Source organism: Brevundimonas sp. LM2, assembly GCF_002002865.1.
Taxonomy (GTDB): Bacteria; Pseudomonadota; Alphaproteobacteria; order Caulobacterales; family Caulobacteraceae; genus Brevundimonas.
The window spans coordinates 3272761-3297261 of record NZ_CP019508.1; the positions used below are offsets into that span (position 1 = coordinate 3272761).

Annotated in this window: 19 protein-coding genes; 11 read left to right on the forward strand and 8 right to left on the reverse strand. The window is 69.7% G+C overall.

All coding sequences use genetic code 11. The features are described 5' to 3' along the window. Window positions 1–79: 79 nt before the first annotated feature. Window positions 80–3481 carry a PAS-domain containing protein gene (locus BZG35_RS16165; RefSeq protein ID WP_171981987.1) on the forward strand — a complete coding sequence of 1134 codons (3402 nt, stop codon included), beginning with the start codon at window positions 80–82 and terminating at the stop codon, window positions 3479–3481. A gap of 22 nt (window positions 3482–3503) precedes the next feature. Here BZG35_RS16165 and BZG35_RS16170 read toward each other — a convergent pair whose 3' ends face one another. Beyond that, on the reverse strand, window positions 3504–4121 hold the full coding sequence (locus BZG35_RS16170; RefSeq protein WP_077357227.1) for a response regulator transcription factor: 618 nt from the start codon (window positions 4119–4121) through the stop codon (window positions 3504–3506). 162 nt (window positions 4122–4283) lie between these two features. On the opposite strand from BZG35_RS16170, the gene BZG35_RS16175 reads away from it, so the two are divergent. Together BZG35_RS16175 and acs are read left to right on the forward strand one after the other, a co-directional pair. Next, complete coding sequence (locus BZG35_RS16175) at window positions 4284–5636, forward strand: DcaP family trimeric outer membrane transporter (RefSeq protein ID WP_077357229.1); 1353 nt, start codon at window positions 4284–4286, stop codon at window positions 5634–5636. A 72-nt stretch (window positions 5637–5708) separates the two neighbouring features. Further along, entirely contained in the window at window positions 5709–7616 is a 1908-nt protein-coding gene (acs, locus tag BZG35_RS16180; protein WP_253189359.1) for an acetate--CoA ligase, read from the forward strand. A gap of 10 nt (window positions 7617–7626) precedes the next feature. Here the strand turns inward: acs and BZG35_RS16185 are convergent, their stop codons facing one another. Continuing rightward, a complete protein-coding gene (locus BZG35_RS16185; RefSeq protein ID WP_077357233.1) occupies window positions 7627–8925 on the reverse strand; it encodes an SLC13 family permease in 1299 nt (432 codons plus the stop codon). Window positions 8926–9014: 89 nt separating this feature from the next. Here BZG35_RS16185 and BZG35_RS16190 point away from each other — a divergent pair, with 89 nt between their 5' ends. From BZG35_RS16190 to BZG35_RS16220, 7 genes are all read left to right on the forward strand, one after another. Further along, the gene (locus tag BZG35_RS16190; RefSeq protein WP_077357235.1) at window positions 9015–9872 is read left to right on the forward strand and encodes a hypothetical protein; all 858 of its coding nucleotides are present in this window, start codon (window positions 9015–9017) and stop codon (window positions 9870–9872) included. A gap of 228 nt (window positions 9873–10100) precedes the next feature. Further along, the gene (locus tag BZG35_RS16195; RefSeq protein WP_253189360.1) at window positions 10101–12959 is read left to right on the forward strand and encodes a monovalent cation/H+ antiporter subunit A; all 2859 of its coding nucleotides are present in this window, start codon (window positions 10101–10103) and stop codon (window positions 12957–12959) included. A gap of 5 nt (window positions 12960–12964) precedes the next feature. Continuing rightward, on the forward strand, window positions 12965–13306 hold the full coding sequence (locus BZG35_RS16200) for a Na+/H+ antiporter subunit C (protein ID WP_077358219.1): 342 nt from the start codon (window positions 12965–12967) through the stop codon (window positions 13304–13306). After that, window positions 13303–14844: a monovalent cation/H+ antiporter subunit D gene (locus BZG35_RS16205; protein WP_077357239.1), complete on the forward strand. Its 1542-nt coding sequence runs from the start codon at window positions 13303–13305 to the stop codon at window positions 14842–14844. The genes BZG35_RS16200 and BZG35_RS16205 overlap by 4 nt, the downstream gene beginning before the upstream one ends. Continuing rightward, on the forward strand, window positions 14841–15332 hold the full coding sequence (locus BZG35_RS16210) for a Na+/H+ antiporter subunit E (protein ID WP_077357241.1): 492 nt from the start codon (window positions 14841–14843) through the stop codon (window positions 15330–15332). Before BZG35_RS16205 ends, BZG35_RS16210 begins: the two co-directional genes overlap by 4 nt. Beyond that, on the forward strand, window positions 15329–15610 hold the full coding sequence (locus BZG35_RS16215; RefSeq protein WP_077357243.1) for a K+/H+ antiporter subunit F: 282 nt from the start codon (window positions 15329–15331) through the stop codon (window positions 15608–15610). The genes BZG35_RS16210 and BZG35_RS16215 overlap by 4 nt, the downstream gene beginning before the upstream one ends. After that, window positions 15607–16041 (forward strand): Na+/H+ antiporter subunit G, encoded by a 435-nt coding sequence (locus BZG35_RS16220; RefSeq protein WP_077357245.1) that lies wholly within the window; start codon window positions 15607–15609, stop codon window positions 16039–16041. Before BZG35_RS16215 ends, BZG35_RS16220 begins: the two co-directional genes overlap by 4 nt. 7 nt (window positions 16042–16048) lie before the next feature. On the opposite strand, the gene BZG35_RS16225 is transcribed toward BZG35_RS16220, so the two are convergent. Then, window positions 16049–17344 (reverse strand): sodium:proton antiporter, encoded by a 1296-nt coding sequence (locus BZG35_RS16225; protein ID WP_171981989.1) that lies wholly within the window; start codon window positions 17342–17344, stop codon window positions 16049–16051. A gap of 76 nt (window positions 17345–17420) precedes the next feature. Next, window positions 17421–18419 (reverse strand): class 1 fructose-bisphosphatase, encoded by a 999-nt coding sequence (locus tag BZG35_RS16230; protein WP_077357249.1) that lies wholly within the window; start codon window positions 18417–18419, stop codon window positions 17421–17423. 198 nt (window positions 18420–18617) lie between these two features. Here BZG35_RS16230 and BZG35_RS16235 point away from each other — a divergent pair, with 198 nt between their 5' ends. After that, window positions 18618–19664: an SDR family oxidoreductase gene (locus tag BZG35_RS16235; protein ID WP_077357251.1), complete on the forward strand. Its 1047-nt coding sequence runs from the start codon at window positions 18618–18620 to the stop codon at window positions 19662–19664. A gap of 61 nt (window positions 19665–19725) precedes the next feature. Here the strand turns inward: BZG35_RS16235 and BZG35_RS16240 are convergent, their stop codons facing one another. From BZG35_RS16240 to BZG35_RS16255, 4 genes are read right to left on the reverse strand one after another with little or no spacing between them, the layout of a single operon-like run. Further along, complete coding sequence (locus BZG35_RS16240; protein ID WP_077357253.1) at window positions 19726–20415, reverse strand: response regulator; 690 nt, start codon at window positions 20413–20415, stop codon at window positions 19726–19728. A gap of 6 nt (window positions 20416–20421) precedes the next feature. Beyond that, window positions 20422–23103, reverse strand: coding sequence for a sensor histidine kinase KdpD (locus BZG35_RS16245; protein ID WP_077357255.1), 2682 nt, complete (start codon window positions 23101–23103; stop codon window positions 20422–20424). Further along, the gene (gene kdpC, locus BZG35_RS16250) at window positions 23103–23681 is read right to left on the reverse strand and encodes a potassium-transporting ATPase subunit KdpC (RefSeq protein WP_077357257.1); all 579 of its coding nucleotides are present in this window, start codon (window positions 23679–23681) and stop codon (window positions 23103–23105) included. The genes BZG35_RS16245 and kdpC overlap by 1 nt, the downstream gene beginning before the upstream one ends. Beyond that, window positions 23681–24466: a TorF family putative porin gene (locus tag BZG35_RS16255; protein WP_253189205.1), complete on the reverse strand. Its 786-nt coding sequence runs from the start codon at window positions 24464–24466 to the stop codon at window positions 23681–23683. The genes kdpC and BZG35_RS16255 overlap by 1 nt, the downstream gene beginning before the upstream one ends. Window positions 24467–24501 lie beyond the last annotated feature (35 nt).

The window sequence follows — 24501 nt, forward strand, 5'->3', positions numbered from 1 at the left end:
GCGGGGCGGGGCGGCCGGAAACGGTCGGCCCGCCCTTTTCCTTTGTGCGATCGGCTCCGGTCCGCTCAAGATGGGCGACATGTTCGCGCCGCTGATCCTGACGCTGGTCGCCGCCTATATGGCGCTGCTGTTCGCGGTCGCCTGGCGCAGCGAGCGGCGCGGCCACCGGACGGGGCCGTCCCGGCTCGGCCCCTGGGCCTACGCCCTCAGCCTCGCCATCTACTGCACCTCCTGGACCTATTACGGCGCGGTCGGCACGGCGGCGCGCGACGGCTGGGACTATCTGCCGATCTATCTCGGCCCGGTCATCGGCGTGGTCTTCCTGTTCCCGGTCTGGCGACGGATCGCGGCCGCGGCCAAGCGCGAGAACATCGGCTCGATCGCGGACTTCATCTCGTCGCGCTACGGCAAGAGCCAGTCGCTGGGGGCCCTGGTGGCCTGCGTCGCCATCGTCGGCTCCCTGCCCTATATCGCCCTGCAGCTGACCTCCCTGTCCATGGCGTGGCAGCTGCTGACGGCGGGGACGCCGGTGGCGGGATCGGAGCGCCTGACCGTCAGCGTCATGGCCGTGATCCTGGCCGGCTTCACCATCCTGTTCGGGGCCCGCCGACCGGACCTGACCGAACACAATCGCGGGCTGATCCGGGCCGTGGCGCTGGAATCCCTGATCAAGCTGGCGGCCCTGCTCGCGGTCGCGGTCTTCGCCGTGATCCTGCTGATGGGTGTACCGGATCGCGCGGCGATCGGTGCGGCGCTCGGCCAGCTGGGGGCCCCACCGGTGGTCGACGCCCGCTTCGTCGCCATCACCCTTTTGGCGACCCTGGCCATCTTCTGTCTGCCGCGGCAATTCCACGTCGGCTTCGTCGAGGCCGTGAAGCCGGCCGACATCCGCCGGGCGCGCTGGGCCTTTCCGGCCTATCTGCTGCTGACCAGCGTCGCGGTCCTGCCGATCGTCGCGGCCGGCCGGCTGTTCGCGAGCGTGGGGGATCCGGACCTGTTCGTCCTGGGCCTGCCGTTCCAGCAGGGAGCGCGGGCCCTGACCGCCGTCGTCTTCGTCGGCGGCTTCTCGGCGGCGACGGCCATGGTCATCGTCGAGACCGTGGCCCTGTCCGCCATGGCCTCCAACAGCCTGATCCTGCCGCTGCTGGCCCGGGACCGCTGGCGCGCGCGGGAGGGGGCCTCCGACATGGCCGACGCGATCCTGCAGGTCCGGCGGATCGTCATCTGCGTGATCCTGTTCCTGGCCTGGGTCTATTTCCAGGCCATCGACCGGTCGTCCGGCCTGGCCTCCATCGGCCTGACCTCCTTCGCCGCCCTGGCCCAGCTGGCCCCGGCCCTGTTCGGGGCGGTGCTGTGGCGGGGCGGCCATGCGACCGGAGCCTTCGCCGGATTGGTGGTCGGATCGTTGATCTGGCTGGTCTTCCTGGCCCTGCCCCAGATCGGGGCGGCCCTGGGCAGCGGCCCCATCACCCCCTTTGGGCTGGCCGACCCCCTGCCGTTCGGCGTGCTGTTCAGCCTGGCCGCCAACAGCCTGGTCTTCGTGCTGGTGTCGCGCGCCGTCCGGCCCCGGCTGATCGACCGGGTCCAGGCCCGCGCCTTCGTCGACCGGATCAGCCCGGACTGGCGCGACCAGAGCACGGCCCCGTCCGGGGCCTCGATCGGCGACCTGCGGACCCTGGTGGCGCGGTTCGTCGGCGACGCCGGGGCCAACCGCGCCTTCGACGCCTTCGCGCGCGAAACCGGTCAGACCTTCCGCGACAGCGATCCGGCCGATGCGGGCCTGGCCCGGGCGGCCGAGCGGATGCTGGCCGGGGCGGTCGGGGCGTCGTCCGCCCGCCGCGTTATCTCCGCCGCCCTGGCCGGGGGCGGTCGCGCGCCCGAGGACGTGGTGCGGATGCTGGACGAGGCATCCCAGGCGGTCCAGTTCAACCGCGAACTGCTGCAGGCCACGCTGGACAACATCGACCAGGGCGTCAGCGTGGTCGACGAGGACCTGAGGCTGATCGCCTGGAACGCGCGCTATGTGGACCTGTTCGACCTGCCCGCCGGCTTCGTCCACGTGGGCCAGCCGGTCGCCGCGGTCTATCGCCTGAACGCCGAGCGCGGCGAGGTCGAGACCGCCGACATGGAGGCCTGGGTTGAGCGCCGGCTCGAGGCCCTGCGCCGGCGCGAACCCCACGACCATGAACGCGCCCAACCGAACGGGCGGATCCTGAAGTCGACGGGCGCGCCGATGTCGGGCGGGGGCTATGTCACCTCCTACACCGACATCACCGAGCTGCGCCGCGCGGCCCAGGCCCTGGAAGAGGCCAATGAACAGCTCGAGGCCCGGGTCGCCGACCGCACCGAGCGGCTGAACGAGGCGCTGCAGACCGCCGAGGACGCCGTCGCCTCCAAGACCCGCTTCCTCGCCGCCGCCAGTCACGACCTGCTGCAGCCCCTGCATGCCGCGCGGCTGTTCATCGCCGCTCTCAAGGCCGAGCCCGCAGGAGACAGTGCGCTGGGTGCTCGCACCCTGGCCGACAATGCCGACCGCTCGATCGAGAGCGCGCACGGCCTGTTGATGGCCCTGCTGAACCTGTCGCGTCTGGAGGCCGGCGGCGTGCGCCCGACCGTGGTCCCGCTGTCGATCGAGACCCTGTTCGCCGACCTGCGGCGGGAGTTCACGCCCGTCGCGGCGGCCAAGGGGCTGAAGCTGCGCATCCTGCCGTCGCGGGTCTGGGTGGCGTCGGATCGCGACCTGCTGCGATCCCTGCTGCAGAACCTGATCGGCAACGCCCTACGTTATACCGACCGGGGCGGGGTGGTGGTCGGGGTCCGTCGCGCGGGGGCCGATGTCCGCATCGAGGTCCGCGACACCGGCCGGGGCATTCCCGCCGACAAGCGGGAGCTGATCTTCACCGAATTCACCCGGCTGGCCGGTCGCGGCGGCGACGAACCCGGGGCGGGACTGGGCCTGGCCATCGTGCGACGGGTCGCCGATCTGCTGGGGCATCCGCTCGGGCTGTGGTCTGAGCCGGGGCGAGGCACGCGGTTCGCCATCAGCGCCCCGAGGGCGGCGCCCGCGGAGCTTCAAACCACGGAGCCCGGCGCTGCCGACGACCGGCCGCGCACGGCCCTGACCGGACTGCGGGTGCTGTGCGTCGACAACGAGCCGGCCATCCTCCAGGGCCTGGTCGCCCTGCTGGGCCGGTGGGGACTGACGCCCGTCACCGCCCCCGACGCCGAGGCGGCCCTGGCCCTGGCCGGGCCCTTCGACGCCGCCCTGATCGATCTGCACCTGGGCGACGGACCGGACGGCCTGGCCCTGATCACCGCCCTGCGCGCCCGGGGGCTGAGCCATCTGGCCCTGATCACCGCTGACGCGGACGAGACCATACCGGCGCGCGCCGCCGCCTGCGGGGCCGCCCTGATGTCGAAACCGGTCAAACCGGCGGCGCTGAAGGCCTTCCTGTCCCGGCGGGATGTCCGCGATCGCTGAGCCTGCTCGCGCCTGTCCGGGATCAGGTTTCGAGCGACAGGGCGCGGGCCGCGATGACGGCCTGGGTCCGGTTCTGGACGCCCAGCTTGCGGAACACGCCGGTCAGATGCGCCTTGATGGTCGCCTCGGTGACCCCGAGGTCGAAGGCGATCTGTTTGTTCAGCCGCCCCTGTTGCAGGCCGATCAGGATCTTCAGCTGCGACGGCGTCAGGGTGGCGATCCGCTGCTCGATCGGCTCGCTGTCCAGCGGGGCGGGGACCACCGGCGCCCAGGTCTCTCCGGCCAGGATCGCGGTCAGGGCCTCGACCATCACCTCCAGCGTCGCGGACTTGGGAATGAAGCCCGCGGCCCCGAAGGCCAGGGCCCGGGTGATCGTCGCCGCGTCCTCGCTGGCCGACACGACCACCACTGGGACGGCGGGAAAGTCGCCGCGCACCCCGGCCAGCCCGGCGAACCCCTCGCTGTCGGACAGCCGCAGGTCCAGCAGCAGCAGGTCCACCGGCCCCCGCCCCAGCGCCTCGCGCGCGCCGGCCAGGCTGGGGGTCTCTTCCACCGCCGCTCCGGGCGCGGCCCGCGCCAGGGCTGAACCGAGGGCGGCGCGGAACAGGGGATGATCATCGGCCACGATGATGCGGTCCATGTGGCGCTTCTCCTGGGCGTGCTGAGGTGACGCCGCGGTCGCGCGAGACTGTGCCACCCCCCGACTTTGGTCGAAAGTAGACCATTGGCTAATGGCCGCGCAGGGGCAAGCGGCAAGAGAGTGTCTTCGGAGGATCGCATCAGACGAACCCGGGAGGACACCATGATCAGAACGACCCTGATGGGCGGCACCGCTGCCCTGGCGCTGCTGGCCCTGCCGAATATGGCCTTCGCGCAGGACAGCCAGGCGCTGGAGGCCCGCATCGCCCAGCTGGAAGCGCAGCTGGCCGAGCTGAGATCCGAGATCGTCGCCTCGCGCAACCAGCAGACGGCGCAGCAAGAGGCGATCAGCCGCGACATCCTCCGCATCGAACAGGTGGCGGCGGCCCCGCCCGCGCCCGCGCCCACCCCCGCCGACGGCTTCCGGATCGGCAACAACACCGTCAAGTTCGGTGGCTTCGTCAAGGCCGACTTCATGGCCTCCAACTACGACGGCGGCGACCCGGCCAACGGTGACCTGCTTCGTGATTTCTACCTGCCCGGCTCGATCCCGGTCGGGGGCGCGGACGAGAGCACGGCGACCGATTTCAATGCGCGTCAGACCCGGTTCTGGCTGACCACCGACGGCATGCTCGGCGGCCGCAAGGTCGGTACCCGGGTCGAGATGGATTTCCAGGTCCTGCCCGGCACCGGCGACCAGCGGACCACCAGCCCGTCGACCCTGTCGCTGCGCCGCGCCTTCGTCACCGTCGACAACTGGCTGTTCGGCCAGGAGTGGACCAATTTCCAGAACCTCGCCGTCCTGCCCGACACGGCCGACTATATCGGCCCCAGCGAGGGCACGGTCTTCGCCCGTCAGGTCCAGGCCCGCTACACGCGCGGCCCGTTCTCGATCTCGATCGAGAACCCCGAGACCACCGTCACGCCCAACCTGGCCGCGACGCGGATCATCGCCGACGACAACCGCCTGCCCGACGTCACCGCCCGCTATGCCGTGGTCAGGCCGTGGGGTGAGGCCTCGATCGCCGGCATCGTGCGCCAGCTGGCCTATGAGACCACCGGCACCGCGGCGATCGATTCCTCGACCACCGGCTGGGGCGTGTCGGCGGCGGCCAAGATCAAGGTCGGCGAGAAGGACGACCTGCGGGTCATGCTGTCCGGCGGCGAGGGCATCGGCCGCTACGTCGGGCTGAACTTCGCCAACGACGCCGTTCTCGATGCGTCGGGCGAGCTGGAAGCGATCGGCCTGGTCGCCGGCTTCGCCAGCTACCGCCACATCTGGGGCCCACAGTGGCGGTCGAACCTGACCTATTCGTTCCAGACCGTCGACAACGACCGCTCCCTGATCGGCTTGGCCAGCAACAAGTCGGCCAGCAGCGTGCGCGGCAACCTGATCTGGACCCCCCTGCCCGCGCTGGACGTCGGGGCGGAGTTGATGTTCGGTGAGCGCGAGCTGGAATCGGGCGCATCGGGAGAACTGACCCGCCTGCAGGTCTTCGTGAAATACGGCTTCTAGGGCTGAAAGGCCGACGATTTGACTGATCCTGACCTCTACCCCGTCCCGTCCGAATGGGCCGACCGCGCCCGCATGACGGCGTCCGGCTATGATGCGGCCTGCGTCGCGGCGCGCGACACGCCCGACGCCTTCTGGGCCGAGCAGGCCGCGCGTCTCGACTGGATGACCGCGCCGACGCGGATCAAGGACGTGTCGTTCGACAAGGCCGACTTCCGCATCAAATGGTTCGAGGACGGCGTGCTGAACGTCGCCTGGAACTGTCTGGACCGGCATCTGGCCGAGCGCGGCGACCAGACGGCCGTGATCTGGGAAGGCGACGAACCGACCCAGTCCGGCGGCCTGACCTATCGCGAGCTGCACGCCGAGGTCTGCCGAATGGCCAATGTCCTGAAGGGCATGGGCGTGGCCAAGGGCGATCGCGTCACCCTGTACATGCCGATGATCCCGGCGGCCGCCGTGGCGATGCTGGCCTGCGCCCGGATCGGGGCCGTGCACTCGGTCGTGTTCGGCGGTTTTTCGCCCGACAGTCTGTGCGGCCGGATCGAGGACTGCGGCTCGCGCTTCGTCATCACCGCCGACGAGGGCGTGCGCGGTGGCAAGCGCATTCCGCTGAAGGCCAATGTCGACGCCGCGCTCGACAAGCTGCCGGCCGGGGCGGTCGACAAGGTGCTGGTCGTGTCCCACACCAATGCCGACATCCCGATGATCGAAGGCCGCGACGTCCGCTACGGCGAGGCCAAGCACGGCGTCAGCGCCGACTGCCCGTGCGAGCCGATGAACGCCGAGGATCCGCTGTTCATCCTCTACACCTCGGGCTCGACCGGGAAGCCCAAGGGCGTGCTGCACACCACGGGCGGCTATCTGTTCTGGGCGGCCTGGACCCATGAGCTGGTGTTCGACTACCGCCCCGGCGAGGTCTTCTGGTGCACCGCCGACGTCGGCTGGGTCACCGGTCACAGCTACTGCGTCTATGGGCCCCTCGCCAACGGGGCGACGACCCTGATGTTCGAGGGCGTGCCCAACTATCCCGACTACAGCCGCTTCTGGCATGTCATCGACAAGCACCAGGTCGAGATCTTCTACACCGCCCCCACGGCGCTGCGGGCCCTGATGCGCGAGGGCGACGGCCCGGTGAAGGCGACGTCCCGCAAGTCCCTGCGCCTGCTGGGCAGCGTCGGCGAACCGATCAATCCCGAGGCCTGGCGCTGGTATCACGAGGTCGTCGGCGAGGGTCGCTGCCCCATCGTCGACACCTGGTGGCAGACCGAGACCGGCGGCATCCTGGTCTCGCCCCTGCCCGGGGCCACCGACCTGAAGCCGGGCTCGGCGACCAGGCCCCTGCCCGGCGTTCAGCTGCAGCTGGTCGACGCCGAGGGCACCGTCCTGGAGGGGGCCGCGTCCGGCAACCTGTGCATCACCGACAGCTGGCCGGGCCAGATGCGCACCGTCTGGGGCGACCACCAGCGCTTCTTCGACACCTATTTCAGCGCCTATCCGGGCAAGTATTTCACCGGCGACGGCTGCCGCCGGGACGCGGACGGCTATTACTGGATCACCGGCCGGGTCGACGACGTCATCAACGTCTCGGGCCACCGCATGGGCACGGCCGAGGTCGAGAGCGCCCTGGTCCTGCACGGGGCCGTGGCCGAGGCGGCGGTGGTCGGCTTCCCCCACGACATCAAGGGACAGGGCATCTACGCCTATGTGACCCTGAACGCCGGGGTCGAGCCGCATGACGACCTGCACCGCGAGTTGATCGCCCATGTCCGCAAGGAGATCGGCCCCATCGCCGCCCCCGACGTGATCCACTGGGCCCCCGGCCTGCCCAAGACCCGGTCCGGCAAGATCATGCGGCGAATCCTGCGCAAGATCGCCGAGGGCGAGGTCGACTCCCTGGGCGACACCTCGACCCTGGCCGATCCGGGCGTGGTCGAGGACCTGGTCAGGAACCGCGCCGTGCCGGCCGATCCGAAAGCCTGATCGGGTCCGTTCAGAAGGGGAAGAAGATCGGAATGGCGATCACCCCGGCCACCCAGGTGACGAGGTTCAGCGGCACGCCGACGCGGACGAAATCCATGTATCTGTACTTGCCGAGCTCGAAGACCAGCACATTGGTCTGGTAGCCGAACGGCGTGGCGAAGGCGGCGCTGGCGGCCATCATCACCGCGATCAGGAAGGGGCGCGGATCCACGCCCAGGCTCTCGGCCAGAGCGACGGCGACCGGCGTGATCAGCACCGCCACGGCCGCGTTGGACAGGAACTCGGTGGCGAACAGGGTGACGCCGTACAGGATGGCCAGGGCCACCAGGGGGCCATAGGGCCGGATGACATCGATCAGCAGGGCGGTGCCTGAGGCCGCCAGTCCGGTGACCTCGATCGACAGCCCGACCACGACCATGCCGGCGATCAGCAGCAGCACCTCCGGCCGCAATCCCGCATAGGCCTCCTCCGGACTGATGACGCGCAGCAGGATCAGCAGGACAGCGCCGGCGAAGGCGGCGGCGGCGATCGGGGCGATGCCGAGGGCGGCCGCCGCGACCACGGCCACGAACACCGCCAGCGAGATCGCCGCCTTGCGAAGGTCGAAGGGCCGGTCGATGGCGAACAACTGGGCGTCCCCCAGCAGGCCGTCTCCGGTCTGTTCATGCGGACCATGCAGCGCGGTCTCCTCATCGGCCCGCCCGGCCAGCAGCCGCCCCCCGATCAGGAACAGATACAGGCCGCCCACGGCGGCGATGACGAGGCCCACCGGGGTGATCTCGAACAGGCCGAAGACCGGCTGGCCCGCATTGCGCGCCATGTCGTTGACCAGCAGGTTGGTCGAGGTCCCGATCAGGGTGCAGCCGCCGCCCATGATGGTGATGTAGCTGAGCGGGATCAGGAACCGCTTGGGCGACAGCTTCAGCGAGGTCGCGACATCCTTCACCACCGGCGCGGCCAGGACGACGATCGGGGTGTTGTTCAGAAAGGCCGAGGCCCCGCCGCACAGGACGATGACCAGCCACAGCCCCGCGGCACCCAGCCGCGCGCAGAGGGCGGTGGCCTGGCGGATCAGCAGACCGAGCAGGCCCGACAGCTCGATGGCGTAGGCGATGACGAACAGACAGGCCAGGGCGATGACGGCGGGACTGGCGAAGGCCGCCTGCACCTCGACCGGGCGGATGACCCCCATCACCAGCAGGGCGGCCGCAGCCGCCAGGGCCGCGACATCGGACCGGATCCTGCCGTGGATCAGGACCCCGACGACCGCGACCAGGACGACGAGCGCCGCGATCTGATTGAATTCCATCCTGCTGCCAGACCCTTCGAACCGCGTTGCGTCAAGCGTCACCGGTCAAATGTCCCAAAGGCGCGGGGCCGCGTGTTAGGAAAGACAACATGGCACGTCAGTCCCCGCATGCGTGCGGCCGGTCCGTCTCGACGACGGCCGCCGCCATCGCCGTCAGCCTTTTGCTGATCCAGTGCGACCGCCCCGCCCCCGAAAGCCCCGAGGTGGTTCCCAGCCCGGAGGCCGCCCCTGCACCGGCCCTGGTTCCGGTTCCGGCGACCGCCTTGAGCCGCGTCGATCTGTTGAACGCCGCGCGACGGGCCGAGCAGGCCTACGCCGAGGGTCGGGTCGAGACACAGCCCGATCCCTTGATCGGCCGGAGTTTCGCCATCCGCATGGCCTTCGCCTGCAACGGCCCCTCGACCCCGGACGCCCCCGCGACCGGACTGGCGCAATGGGCCTGGGGGCCCGACCAGCGCACGATCCGCATCCGTCTCGCTCCGGCCGACTGGACCGGCTCGAACCTCGTCACGCCAGCGGGCGCGACGGCCTCGCCTTCCGGCTGGGAAGCGGTCGAGGGGTTCTGGGTGGCCCGCCCCTGGTTGACGACCGAGGCCTGTCCGGTGGTTCATCTCGATCCGCTGACGCCAACCCAGGGTGCGCCCTCGCCGCAGACCCTGGGCCTGGCGGCCGTTTTCGAGGCGGGCGGATCCCGCCTGGGCCGGCGCGACGGCAAGGCCTATGAACACACCGTGCGGCCGCAGGGCGATCAGCCTCTCGCCTCTCCGTCTCAGGGCTATCGACTGCTTCTGGAAGGGCGGATCGTGGGTTTCCCGGGTGGGCGCGCGATCCAGTGCCGTGCCGCCGGACCCGACCAGCGCCCCGTGTGCGTCGCCGCCGTTCAGCTGGACAAGGTCGCCTTCGAGGACGCGTCGGGGGCGACCCTGAGCGAGTGGCGACCGGGTTAGGCGGGATCGGGGAAAAGGCGCGCAACGGCTTGGTCCCCGCCCGTTGTAACGCCGACGCTTTCCAGCCGCTCGGGCCCATGACACCGGCCCGCTGGTGCTCGCCGGCCCTTTTGGGGGCTTCGGGGTCGCCACCCCGGGGACGTCTCGCCTAAGGTCTCCGCGACGTCTCCGGACGGAGCGCGCTCCAGACTCGAACCCTAGCGCCGAAAAGGTCGATCCTTGCTGCTTGTGCTTGCCCTGTTGCCTCTGATCGGTGCCCTCGCACCGGCCGTGGCCATTCGCGCGGGTCGCAATGCCAGCGCCCTGGCGGCCGGAACCGTGACCCTGGCCGCGCTGGTGATCCTTGGGACGCTCACCCCGGCCGTGCTGGCGGGCGAGGTGGTTCAGGTGCGGATTGACTGGATTCCACTGCTGGGGCTGAACCTCAACCTGTTCCTCGACGCGCTGGGCCTGATGTTCGCCGGCCTGATCCTGGGCATCGGCCTGCTGATCATCGTCTACGCCCGGTTCTACCTGGCCAAGGCCGATCCGATGGGGCGGTTCTTCGTCTATCTGCTGCTGTTCCAGGGGGCGATGATGGGCATCGTCCTGTCGGACAACGTCCTGCTGCTGCTGATCTTCTGGGAGCTGACCAGCCTGTCGTCCTTCCTGCTGATCGGCTTCTGGCGGCATCTGCCCGAGGGGCGACAGGGGGCGCGGATGGCGCTGGCGGTCACAGGCGCGGGCGGGCTGTCGCTGATCGGCGGGCTGCTGATCCTGGGCGACATCGCCGGCTCCTACGACCTGACGGCGATCCTGCAGAACCGCGAGGCGATCCAGGCCTCGCCGCTGTACTTGCCGGCCCTGCTGCTGATCCTGGGCGGGTGTTTCACCAAGTCGGCCCAGTTCCCGTTCCATTTCTGGCTGCCCCACGCCATGGCCGCCCCGACGCCGGTCAGCGCCTATCTGCATTCCGCAACCATGGTGAAGGCCGGCATCTTCATGCTGGCGCGGCTGTGGCCGGTGCTGTCAGGCACGGAAGAATGGTTCTACCTCGTGGCGACGACGGGTCTGGTGACCATGGTGTTCGCCGCCGTCGTGGCCCTGTTCAAGGACGACCTGAAGGGGTTGCTGGCCTATTCGACCATCAGCCATCTGGGCTTCCTGACCATGCTGTTCGGCTTCGGCACGCCGATGGCGGCGGTCGTGGGGGTGTTCCACATCCTCAACCACGCCACCTTCAAGGCCGCCCTGTTCATGAACGCGGGCATCGTCGATCACGAGGCGGGGACGCGCGACATCAAGCGGCTGGGCGGTCTGGCGACCCTGATGCCGATCGCGGCGACCCTGGCGGTCGTCGCCGGCCTGTCGATGGCGGGGATTCCCCCGCTGAACGGCTTCATCTCCAAGGAGATGATGCTGGAGGAGGCGGCCCATACCGTCTGGTGGAGCCAGCCCTGGCTGGTGCCGGCCCTGGCCACCCTCGGCGCGACATTCTCGGTGGCCTATTCACTGCGCTACATCGTCCACGTCTATTTCGGGAGAATGCGGACGGACTATCCGAAGCCTCCGCATGATCCCGGCATCGGCCTGTGGGGCCCGCCCGCTGTTCTGGTCGGCCTGGTCGTCGCCATCGGTCTGTTTCCCGCCGTCGTCGCCGGCCCCTTGGTCGAGGCCGTCTCGCGGGCTGTCATCGGGGGCGAGACCCCTTACTATTCGCTGTCGCTGTGGCATGGCGTGACCCCGGCCCTGTTCATGAGCCTCGCGGCCATCGGGCTTGGGGCGATCATTCTGGCCGCGCATCGACCGATCGCCGCTGTGTGGCATCGTCTGGTGCTGGCGGATGCCAAGGCCCTATTCGATCGCGCGCTCGGGGCCGCGACCCGGGCGGCGGTGGCCTTCACCGACCGGACCCAGAACGGCTCGCTCGAGCGCTACATCGCCCTGTTCATCGGCACCGCCGTTGTGGTCGGTTTCGCCGGCTTTTCCGGTTTCGAATTCGTCGCCGGCGACCGGCCGACGACTCCGGCCTCACCGATGGCGATCGTCGCCTGGGCCGCGCTGATCACGGCGACGGTTCTGGTGCTGCGCCATCACCGCGCGCGCTACCTGTCGCTGATCTATATCGGCATCGTCGGCCTGGTGATCTCGCTGGGTTTCGTCCACCTGTCCGCGCCGGACCTGGCCCTGACACAGATCTCGGTCGAGGTGGTCACCATCCTGCTGATGCTGCTGGCCCTCAACCTGCTGCCCAAGACCAGCCCGCGCGAGAGCGGCCTGCCCCGCCGCCTGCGCGACGGCGGTCTGGCCGTGCTGTCGGGCCTGGGCGTGGGGGGCGCGGCCTGGGCCGTCATGACCCGGCCGCTGGACAGCATCTCCGGCTATTTCTGGGAGAACGCCTATTCGGGCGGCGGCGGGACCAATGTCGTCAACGTCATCCTGGTCGATTTCCGGGGTTTCGACACCTTCGGCGAGATCATCGTCCTGGGCATCGCCGCCCTGGCCATCTTCTCCCTGCTCGAAACCGTGGGGACGGGGGCCAGCGGACGCCGGATCCTGGCCTGGGTGCCGGAGACGCCGCGTTCGCCCGAGCATCACCCGATGATGCTGGTGGTCGCCACCCGCCTGCTGCTGCCGCTGGCGGTGATAGTCGGCCTTTACATCTTCCTGCGGGGACACAACCAGCCGGGGGGCGGCTTCATCGCCGGCCTGATCATCTCCATCGCCATCCTGATGCAGTACATGGCCTCGGGCTACCAGTTCGCGGCGCAGCGGCTGCGGGCGGACCACCACACCCTGATCGGGCTGGGGGTGCTGATCGCCGCGGCGACCGGCCTGGGGTCGCTGCTGTTCGGGGCCCCCTTCATGACCACGGCCTTCGGCTATTTCAGTTTGCCCGTGATCGGCACGTTCGAGCTGGCCACCGCGATGCTGTTCGACGTCGGGGTGGCGCTGACGGTCATCGGCGCCGTCATATTGGCCCTGGCGCAGCTGTCCCGGGTCGCCCAGAGCGCCGAGAAACAGCAGCCGCTACCGGCCGATGCGGCGATGGACGTCGACCCGTCCCGCGCGACGCTGCGCGCGCCCTCGACCGAGGCGCAGCCATGATCAGCCTGGAGTTCCTGATCGCCTCGGCCATCGCCGTCCTGACGGCGGCGGGCGTCTATCTGGTCCTGCGGCGACGCACCTTCCCCGTCGTGCTGGGCCTGGCCTTCCTGTCCTATGCGATCAACGTCTTCCTGTTCGCCATGGGGCGGCTGGTGATCGACCGGCCGCCGCTCTACGACAAGGCGGCGGAAAGCTACACCGATCCCCTGCCCCAGGCCCTGGTCCTGACCGCCATCGTCATCGCCTTCGGCATGACCGCCTTCGTCGTCGTCCTGGCCCTGCGCAGCTATCTGGAGACCGGCGTCGATCGCGTCGACGGCCGCCCGGATGCGGAGGCCGACCAATGAGCCTGATGGTCTCCTGGTGGGTGGTCGCCAGCCTCATTCTGCCCGCCGTCCTGGGTGCCGGCATGGTTCTGCTGCTGCGCCATCGCCTGACCCTGTCGCGGTTTGGCTCGATCGGGTCCTGCCTGATCCTGATCCTGGTCGCCGCCGTGCTGGTGAACGAGGCGGATGGGGGCCGGGTCCAGAGCTATGCCCTGGGCAACTGGCGCGCGCCCTTCGGCATCGTCCTGGTGCTCGACCGCCTGTCGGCGATGATGCTGCTGCTGACCGCGGTCCTGGCGCTGATCGTCATGGTCTATGCCATCAGCACCGGGACGGATCGCAAGGGATGGCATTTCCACCCCCTGTTCCAATTCCAGCTTCTGGGTTTGAACGGCGCCTTCCTGACCGGCGACCTGTTCAACCTGTTCGTCTTCTTCGAGGTCCTTCTGATCGCCTCCTACGGCCTGATGCTGCACGGCCAGGGCGGCCAGAGGCTGAAGGCGGGGGTCCAGTATGTGATCATCAACCTGGTCGGATCGACGCTGTTCCTCGTCGCCGTCGGCCTGCTGTACGGGGTCACGGGCACGCTCAACATGGCCGATCTGGCGGTGCGCGTGGCCGCCGCCCCGGCGGGGGATCAGGGCCTGATCGCCGCCGCCGCCCTGCTGCTGACCACGGTCTTCGCGCTGAAGGCGGCGCTGGTGCCGCTGCATTTCTGGCTGCCCGGCACCTATGCGGCCACGACGGGGGCGGTCGCCGCCCTGTTCGCCATCATGACCAAGGTCGGGGCCTATGCCATCATCCGCACCAGCACCCTGATCTTCGGCGAAGACGCGGGCGGGCTGGCCTTCCTGACGGGGCCCTGGCTGCTGCCCGCCGCGCTGGTGACCATCGTCATCGGCTTCCTCGGGATGTTCGCGGCCAGAGGGCTGCGGGATCTCGCCGCCTGGGCCGTGGTCGGCTCGATGGGGACGGTGCTGTGCGCGGTGTCGGTGTTCACCGTCCAGGCCATGGGACCGGCGCTCTACTACATCCTGCATTCGACCCTCGTGGGGGCCGCCCTGTTCCTGATCGTCGACCTGATCGCCCAGCGGCGGGCCCAGCATGGCGACGCGATCACCCTGGCTCCCCGGTTCCGCCAGAGCGAGATCCTGTCGGGTCTGTTTTTCCTGGCCGCCATCGCCGTCGTCGGCCTGCCGCCCCTGTCCGGTTTCGTCGGCAAGCTGCTGGTGCTGGACGGGGTGCGGGCCGCACCGCAGGCGGCCTGGATCTGGGGCGTGATCCTGATCACCACCGTCATCGGCGTGCTGGCCTTCGCACGAGCCGGCAGCCTGATCTTCTGGAAGAGCGCGTCGGTCGAGGGCGAGATCGAACTGCGGGCCCTGCGTGGGACGCGCGGGGGGATCGGGGCGGCGGCCGCCCTGCTGCTGACGCTGGCCGGGCTTACGATGCTGGCCGGGCCGATCAGCCGCTACACGGCGGCGACCGCCGCGCAGCTGTTCGCGCCGGGCCCGTACATCGAGGCCGTCCTAAGTCCGCAGTCCGGAGGCCGCCGATGATCCGCCGCCTCTTCCCTCATCCCGGCCTGAGCGCGATGCTGGTCGTGGTCTGGATGCTGCTGGTCAACGCCTTCAGTTTCGGGGCCCTGTTCCTCGCCCTTGTCTTCGGGGTTCTGGTGCCGCTCTACATCAGCCGCTTCTGGCCGGACCAACCCAAGGTGCGGTTCGGCCGTGCCCTGATCGGGTATGTCGGCATCGTCCTGTTCGACATCGTCATCGCCAATTTCCACGTCGCCGGGATCATTCTGGCACGACGCAATCGGGATCTACGGGCCCAGTGGCTGGTGATCCCGCTGGCGCTCCGCTCGCCTGAGGCGATCACGACCCTGGCGGCCACCATCAGCCTGACGCCCGGCACGGTCTCCAGCGACATCTCGAGCTGCGGCCGCTTCCTGCTGGTCCATGCCCTGGACGTGGCCGATCCGGAGGCCGAGGTCGCCCGCATGAAACGCCGATATGAAGGCCGTCTCCTGAAGGTATTCACATGATTGGATCGATCCTGCCCGTCGCGCTGGGCTTCGCCTTCGTCTGCGTCAGCCTGTCGATCCTGCTGAACCTGTTCCGCCTGTGGCGAGGGCCCCTATCGGCGGACCGGATCCTGGCGGTCGACACCCTGACCATCAACGCCATCGCCCTGATCGTGCTGTTCGGCATCGCCTATGCGACCTCGGCCTATTTCGAGGCGGCGCTGCTGCTGGCCATGGTCGGGTTCGTCGGCACCGTGGCCTACTGCAAATTCCTGCTGCGGGGGGACATCGTCGAATGAACCTGTTCGCCGAAATTGTGATCTCGCTGCTGCTAGTGGTCGGCGGGGCGTTCGCCCTGATCGGGTCCTGGGGCCTGGCCAAGCTGCCCTCGGTCATGACCCGGCTGCATGGACCGACCAAGGCCACCACCCTGGGGGTCGGGGCCTGTCTGATCGCCTCCATGATCTATTTCCCGGCCCGGGGCGGGGACTTTTCGGCGCACGAACTTCTGATCGCTCTGTTCCTGTTCCTGACCGCCCCCGTGTCGGCCAATATGATCGCCAAGGCCCATATCCATCGCCAGGGCCGCGGCATCGACGCCAATCCGAGCGACGACATCCTCGACAGCCTGCCGTCGCCCCCCGGTGGATCGGACTGGGCGACCTTCGGCGGCGCGGACGAGCGGTTCGACTCCGCTTCGAGAGACCCGGTCGACAAGACCCAAGCCTAGGCCAGCCTCAGGCCGAGGCCCCTCGACCCGAGTTCGTCGCCTGGTCCGTGTCCGCGTCCGCGTCCGGGTCGCGCCCCTGGCTGCGGTCGAACCATCGCATGACCGGGGTGACGGTGATGCCGTGCAGCAGGATGGACATCAGGCAGATCAGGCCGACGAGGGCCCACAGCCGGTCGCCGCCCGCGAAGGGCGCGGCGTTCAGCCCATAGGCGAGGTAGTAGAACGAGCCCACGCCGCGGATGCCGAAGAAGGCCATGATCAGCTTCTCGCGCATCGGTGCCTGCCAGCCGATGAAGCCGATCAATCCCGCGACCGGCCGCACCACCAGCACGATGATCACGGCCGCCAGGACGTCGATCGGGCGCAGCGGGGCCAGCAGGCCGGACACCAGGGCCCCGCCGAACAGCACCAGCACGACCATCATGGCCATGCGTTCGATCTGCTCGATGAAGTCGTGCATCTGGACGTGGAACTCATGGTCCCGGTCCGCGTGGCGGAAGGCCAGGGCCGTGACGAAGACCGCCAGAAACCCGTAGGCATGCAGCATCTCCGTCACCGAATAGGAGATGAAGGTCGCCGCCAGCACGATGAAGCCATCGCGCGTCGCCGCCAAACCGGTATCGGACGGCTCCATGAAGGTCAGGCGGCCGAACAGCCAACCCATCGCCCAGCCGATCACAAGGCCCGCCCCGGTCTCCCACAGCACGTTGACCGTGAACCATTCGACGAACCAGTCCGTCTTCTGGCCCGCCGCGACCAGGGCCAGGGCGATGGCCAGATGGACGAACGGGAAGGCCAGGCCGTCGTTCAGCCCGGCCTCCGAGGTCAGGCCGAAGCGGACCTCGTCCTCCTTGCCTTCCTGCGGGGCCCCGACCTGAATGTCGGAAGCGAGAACGGGATCGGTCGGGGCCAGGGTGCCGGCCAGCAGGATGGCTCCGGCCAGGCCCAGGCCCAGCAGGCCGTAACCCAACCCCGCGATGGCGGCGATCGAGATCATCATAGTGATGCCGAGCAGGCGCCAGGTGACACCCCAGCGCTTCAGATTGAACACGCGGTCGATCTTCAGCCCGGCCCCCATCAGGGCGATGATGACGACGAACTCGGTCAGTCGCTCGGTGATGTCCGGATAGGCTTGCGGTGTGGGGTCGATCGTCACCTGCGGCAGGCTGAAGATGCCGGCCCCCAGGGCGACGCAGACGATCGGCAGCGACAGGGGCGCGCGCCGGAACACCAGCGGCAGCCAGGCCACGAGCGCGATCAGCGATCCGACGACGAACAGGATCAGGATATAGGGATCGGGCATGGCGTTCCGGACAGGCTTCAGACCCCGCTCAATGCGCCAGCGGCCGAGAGGTTACGCGCGACGATCCCGCTGGCCCTCAGTCCTCGGCGCCGGCATAGGTTTCGAACGTCGCGATCTCATCCGCGGAGCCGAGCGCGATCGGGACGCGCTGATGCAGCGTCCCGGGCCGGATCGCCGTGATGGCCGTTCGACTATCGCTGGCGCGTCCCCCGGCCTGCTCGATCAGCCACCCCGCCGGGGCGCATTCGTACAGCAGTCTCAGCTTGCCCGCCGCCTGCCCCGGCCGGCGGTCGGCCGGATACAGGAAGACGCCGCCGCGCACCAAGATGCGATGGACGTCGGCCACCATGGCCCCGCTCCAGCGCATGTTCCGGTCCCGGCCCAGCGGCCCCGAGGCCCCGGCTTCACAGGCCTCGACATAGGACAGGATCCCCGGATCCCAGTGCCGACGGTGCGCGGCGTTGATGGCGTATTCAGCGCTCAGGGGCGGCACCCGCATGTCCGGGTGGGTCAGCCGCCAACTGCCATCGGCGCGGTCGAGGGTGAATCCCGCGACCCCGGATCCAACGCTGAACACGAACAGGGTCTGGGCCCCATAGAGGGCATAGCCCGCCGCCGCCTGACGGGATCCGGGCTGAAGAAACTCGGCCTCCAGCACGGTGCCGCCGATCCGGTCGTCCAGGCGCGGCAGAATCGAGAAGATCGTTCCGACCGGCGCGGAAATCTCGATGTTGCTGGACCCGTCCAGCGGGTCGAAGACCAGTAGATAGGGGCCGTCGGACCGGCCCTCCCGCGCCCAAAGTTGTTCCATCTCTTCCGACGCCAGGGCCGCGAAGGCGGACGAGGCTCCGCACACATCCAGGAAGATGTCGTTGGCGATGACGTCCAGCGCCTTCTGGGTCTCGCCCTGCACATTGGATTGCTGCAGGGCCCCCAGATGACCCGTCAGGGGCGCGCGTTCGACCCGGTCGGCTATGTCGCGGCACGCGTCGGCGACGCTCAGCAGCCCCTCGCGCAGCGCGGCCGGTATTCCGGCGTCCTGGAGGAAATCAGCAAGGGTCGTGGGCTGTGTCATCATCGCTCCGGCGCGGGGCTACAGGTCGAACGTCGCGGACCTCAGCCCCGTCAGGACCGAGGCCAGGTCGTCGTTATAGCCATCCGTCGCGGGGTTATGCGAGCGATCGCTGATCCGCATGATGCCCGCGGTGCGGCCAACGTGTCGCAGGAACGGGCCCGGCGACCCCTCGTTTGCTCAGCGACCCAAGGAGCGATCATGAGCGCCATCACGCTGAAGCCTCTGGCTGAGCAGACCATCGTCATCACGGGTGCCACCTCGGGCATCGGGCTGGCGACGGCGCGCCGCGCGGCCGCGGCCGGAGCCGCCGTGGTTCTGGTCGCGCGCGATGGCGCGGCGGCCGAGACGGAAGCGGACGCGCTGAAGGCCAACGGGCTGCGCGCGGCCGGCTTCGCCGCCGACGTGGGGGATGCGGACCAGGTGGAGGCCATCAGCGCCTTCGCCGTGGCGACGTTCGGCGGGTTCGACACGTGGGTGAACAATGCCGGTGTCGGTATCTATGCGCCCCTGATCGACACGCCCCTGGCGGACCATCAGGCCCTGTTCCAGACCAACTACTGGGGCGTCGTGCACGGCTCCACAGCCGCGGTCCGCCACTTCCAGTCCCGGCCCGGGTCCGGTGCCCTGATCAACATGGGATCGATCCAGTCGGACTTCGCCGGGCCGCTGCTGGGGGCCTATACCGCTTCCAAGCACGCGGTGAAGGGCTACACCGACGCGCTTCGGATCGAACTGCTGCGGGCGAAAGCCCCGATCTCCGTCAGCCTCATCAAGCCCAGCGCCATCGGCACCCCCTTCCCCCAGCACGGGCGAAATCTCACGGGCTCCAAGGCCCGGCTGCCGCCGCCGCTCTATGCCCCCAACGTGGTGGCGGAAGCGGTGCTTCACGCGGCGCAGACCCCGGTGCGCGCGTTGACGGTCGGCGCCGCGGGGCGGCTGCAGGTGATCGCCTCGACCCTCTCCCCCGACCTGTTCGACCGACTGGCCGGCTTCACCGACCTGGCCCTGCTGGACCGCGCCCGTCCCGAGCCGTCGGCCCGCCCCGACAACCTCGATACATCGACCAACGACGGCGCCCGTCTGGAACAGGGCGAGCAGAAGGGTCGTCCCTTCAGCCTCTATACCGGGGCTCACACCCATCCTGCGCTGGCCGCCGGCCTGGTGGCCGTCGCCGGTCTGGGGGCCTTGGCCGGCTTGAAACAGACCCTGACCGCCCGCGCCTTCGGCAAAGGCTCGCGGCGCTAGGCTTCCTTCCGGGCCGACCGCGCTCAGGACATTCTCGGCATCGGCCGACGCTGAGGTTCGCTCAGGTGGTGAGTCTGTAGCCGACGCCGGGCTCGGTCAGGATCAGCATCGGCTGGGCCGGGTCGGCTTCGAGCTTGTGGCGCAGCTGACCGATGACGACGCGGAGATATTGGCTGTCGGCCGCGTGGGCCGCGCCCCAGACGGCGGTCAGCAGATCGGCGTGGCCGACCAGTTTGCCGGCATGGCGCGCGAGGTGGCCGAGCAGGTCGTACTCCTTGGGCGTCAGACGCACGGGCGCGCCGTTCCGCGTCACCAGCCGGCGATCCAGGTCGATGGTCACGTCGCCGGCGACGATGGGGCCCTTGGGCGCTGTCGGGTCCGCCCCCCGCCGCAGGCCGGCCCGGAGACGGGCCAGCAGTTCGCCGACGCCGAAGGGTTTCTCGACATAGTCGTTCGCCCCCAGGTCCAGGGCCTCGATCTTCTCGGCCTCGCGGTCGCGCGCCGACAGGATGATGATCGGGCCGGCGTAGAACTCGCGGGCGCGCTTCAGCACGTCCTTGCCGTCCATGTCGGGCAGGCCGAGGTCCAGAACCACGGCGTCCGGGCTCCACAGGGCGATGCCGCGCAGACCCTCCTGGCCGCTGTCGGCGCGCTTGGGCTCATAGCCTGCGGCGTCCAGCGCGGGCGACAGGAAGCGGTGGATCTGGGGTTCGTCGTCGATGACGAGGATGCGGGGTCTGGTCGCCGACATGAGGTCCTATAGCAGGTCCGGATGGGTGGAGATCGATTTCGGCAGGCGGATCAGGATCCGGGTGCCGCGATCGTCCGCGATCGGACTGGCGGCGGCGATCTTCCCGTTCATGGCCTCGACGAACCCCTTGGCGATGGCCAGGCCCAGGCCGGCGCCCTTGGAGCGGTCGGGCTGTTCCTGCATGCGGCGGAACTTGTCGAACACCAGTTCCAGCGCCGCGGTCGGGATGCCCCGGCCCTCGTCCTCAATGCTGATGACCACCGAGCCCCGGTCCTCATAGGCCGCCAGTTCGATGGTCGAGCCGTCGGGGCTGTAGGCGATCGCATTCTCCAGGATGTTGACCAGGGCCTGTTCCAGCAGCCCCTGATCCACGCTGACCGCGCTGAGCCGGGCCGGGAAGTCGCGCGTCAGCTGGCGCGCGCCCAGTCGGCGCGACACCCGCTCGGCCGCCGCGTTGAGGACATCGCGGACGTCGGTCCAGTCGGCCTTGATGTTCAGCGCCCCGCCTTCGAGCCGCGTCATGTCCAGCAGGTCGCCGACGTAGCGGCCGAGCCGTTCAGCCTCCTCGCGGATGCTGAGCAGCAGGTCCCGGCGCACCTCGGGCTTCAGGGTCGGGCCATAGTCGATCAGGGTGGTGGCGGCCCCCAGCACGGTCGACAGCGGGGTGCGCAGGTCGTGGCTGACCGAGTTCATCAGGGCCCCGCGAAAGCGATCGGTGCGGCGCAGGGTCTCGGTTTCCACCGCATCGCCGGCCAGCTGAGCCCGCTCCAGCGCCACCGCCCCCTGATCCAGCAGGGCCAGGGCCAGCCGCTCCTCGTCCGATCCGGGGGCCAGGGCCCCGGCCTCGATCCCGGCCACGCCCGCCCGGGACTTGACGCCCTGCAGCGGACGGAAGGTCCAGCCGCTTTGCGGCAGGGTTCCGGTGCCGCGGCCCGCGGGCTCGCCCCGCTCCCAGGCCCAGCGGGCGGCGGCCAGGGTGGCGGCGTCCAGCGCTTCGAGGTCGGGCGCCCCGGCGACGGGGACGATGTCGTCGTCCTGGGGCAGAAACACGATGGCCTTCCCGCCCGCGGCGGCGGCGGTCTGTTCGGCCAGGACCTGGGCGGTCTGCAGCCGGTCCTCGGCGTCGGCCAGGGCCTGGCTGGCGGCCAGCAGGGCCGAGACCGCCGCGGCCCGGCGCTGGGCATTGCGCGCCTGATCGCGCACCCGGCCGGCCAGTCCGCCCGTCGCCAAGGCCACGGCCCAGAAGACGATGAGGGTGAGAATATCGGTTGGCGACCCGATCAGGAGAGAGTAGCGCGGCTCCAGAAACAGAAAATTGTAGGTCAGGAAGGCCACCGTCGCCGCCGCCAGCGCCGGCCTGAGCCCGTACAGAACCCCCGCCGCCAGCACCGCGGACAGGTAGAGGACGCCCAGATCGACCCGCTCGAACACCCGGTCGAGCCCGAGCGCGAGGGCGGTGGCGATCAGGATGAAGGCCGCGCCGGCGGCATAGCCGGGCCAGTGCGCGAGCCGGGCCGTCGCGGGGCCCCGGGTCGGCCGCTCGGTGGCGACGCCGGCCGGCTCGGTGATAATGTGCAGGGCGACGCCCCGGGCGGAGCGCAGCAGCTCGGCGGCCAGGGATTGCCCCAGGATCTCGCTGAGGCGGCTGTCCCTGCCCTTGGCGATGACGATCTGGGTGACGTTGTTGCGGTGGGCGTAGTCCATCACCGACCGGACGACGTCGTCCCCGGTCAGGACCAAAGTCCGGCCGCCCAGCTGTTCGGCCAGGGCGAAGGCCTCGCTGATCCGGGTCCGGCCGCCGGGGCCGGACACGGGCCGGTTGGGCCGCTCGACGTGGGCCACGGTCCAGGGGGCGTCCATGGTCATGTCGGACAGGCGTCGCCCGGCCCGGACCAGGGAGGTAGCGATGGCGTTGCCCCCGACCAGGACCAGGATCCGCTCCCCCGCTGCCCACGGCCCCTCGACCCCCCGCTCGCGCAGCGTCGCCAGCAGCTGGTCGTCGACCGTCTGGGCCGCCCGGCGCAGCGCCATCTCGCGCAGGGCCGTCAGATTCTCGACCTTGAAGAAATTCTCTGAAGCCAAGCGCGCCGTCTCGGGCACATAGACCTTGCCCTCGGACAGGCGTTTGCGCAGCTCGTCGGGCGTGATGTCGACGACCTCGATGTCGTCCGCCCCGCTGAGCGCGCTGTCGGGCACGGCCTCGCGCTGGCGCACCCCGGTGATGCGCAGCACCACGTCGGACAGGCTTTCCAGATGCTGGACGTTCAGCGTGGTCCAGACGTCGATGCCGGCCGACAGGATTTCCTCGACGTCCTGCCAGCGCTTGGGGTGGCGCGAGCCGGGCACGTTGGAATGGGCGTATTCGTCGACCAGCAGCAGGTCAGGCTTGCGCGCCAGGGCCGCGTCAAGGTCGAACTCCATCAGGGCCCGACCCTTGTAGTCGATGGGGGCGCGCGGCATCACCTCCATGCCGCGCAGCAGGCTCTCGGTCTCGCGCCGACCGTGGGTCTCGACCACCCCGACCACGACGTCGCCGCCCTCGGCCTTTCGGCGTCGGGCGGCGCGCAGCATCTCATAGGTCTTGCCGACCCCCGGCGACATGCCGAGGAACACCTTCAGCCGGCCGCGCTTCGGCCGTCGGGCGGCGACCTTGGACGGATCGGGCGGAGGCGGCTGGTCCGCCAAGATCAGGTCGCGGCGGGGAAGCGGGCGTCTAGCGCCCGGTTCGTCAGCAGCACATTGACGCGCGGCTGGCCGATGAAGCCCAGCAGGGCCCCTTCGGTATTCGCATCGATCACCTGCTGCACCGTCGCCACGTCGATCCCTCTCGCCCGCGCCACCCGCGCCGCCTGCAGGCGAGCGTAGGCCGGAGAGATGTGGGGGTCGAGGCCCGAGGCCGAGGTCGTGACGGCGTCGGCCGGAAGGACCGTCGCCCCCGTCTCGGCGCGCAGGGCGTCGGCGTCGGTCTGGATGCGGTCGGCCAGGCCGGGGTTCAGCGGTCCCAGGTTGGAGCCCGACGAGGCCGAGGCGTCATAGCCGTCGCCGGCGGCCGAGGGGCGCGGGTGCAGATAGCCGGCCTGGACGAAGGGCTGGCCGATCAGGGCCGAGCCGACGATGCGATCGTCCGCGTCGCGGATCAGGCTGCCGTTGGCCTGGGCCGGGAAGAGGCCTTGCGCCAGGCCGGTGACGCCCAGCGGATAGGCCAGACCCAGCAGGAGGGTGAACAGGGCGACCATCACGACCGCGGGACGAAGCTGGTTGAACATCAGAACACCGCCTTCAGCGACGCGAAGGCCCGCGCGCCATAGATGTCGCCGAACTCGTGCTCGTCGGTGTCCGAATAACGCACGTCCAGCCCCAGGGTCTCGGTCAGGGCATAGGTCACGCCGGCGTTCCAGGTCGTGTAGTCGAAGTCCGAGGAGACGAACTGGCGACCGACCGCGCCCGACACGGTCCAGCGGTCGGCGGGGGAAAAGGCGGCGTTGGCCTCGACATAGGTGGCTTCGTCCTCCGACGCGCCGAAGAAGTCCGGCGACCAGTAGACGGCGGCCCCGAGCGTGGCCGGGCCGACGGCGCGCGACGCGGCCAGCTTGACCTCGCCATAGCTGTAGTCCGCCCCGTCCGGCTGGTTCGTATAGAGATAGCCGACGACGCCGAGGTCGAGGGTGAAGCCGGCCACCTCGGGCCGGACGCCGCCGTACAGGTCGATCTCCGCATCGGTGTCGCCGTCGCCGGGGAAGGACACGGTCGAGGCCCAGGCCCCGACATAGCCCTGGCCGAAGGTCAGATCGACACCGCCGGAAAGGGCCGGGTCTTCCTCGGTCTGGCTGACGCCGCGAAACACGTAGTCCGAGCCGACGGCGAGGTTGAAGGCCACGTCCGGCGACCAGGACGCGGCGACCGACTGGCTGGGGTTCTGGGCCGTGGTGGGATCGACCGCCTGGGCCCTGGCATGGGAGGCCAGGCCGAAGACGGCGATGGCGGCCAGGCAGACGCCGGCGAACAAGGCGTCGTTGGCGCCGGAGGCCTTGAAACGGGATTTGCGGGACATCGAAGGGACTTTCGGGAACAGGGAGGACATGAGGC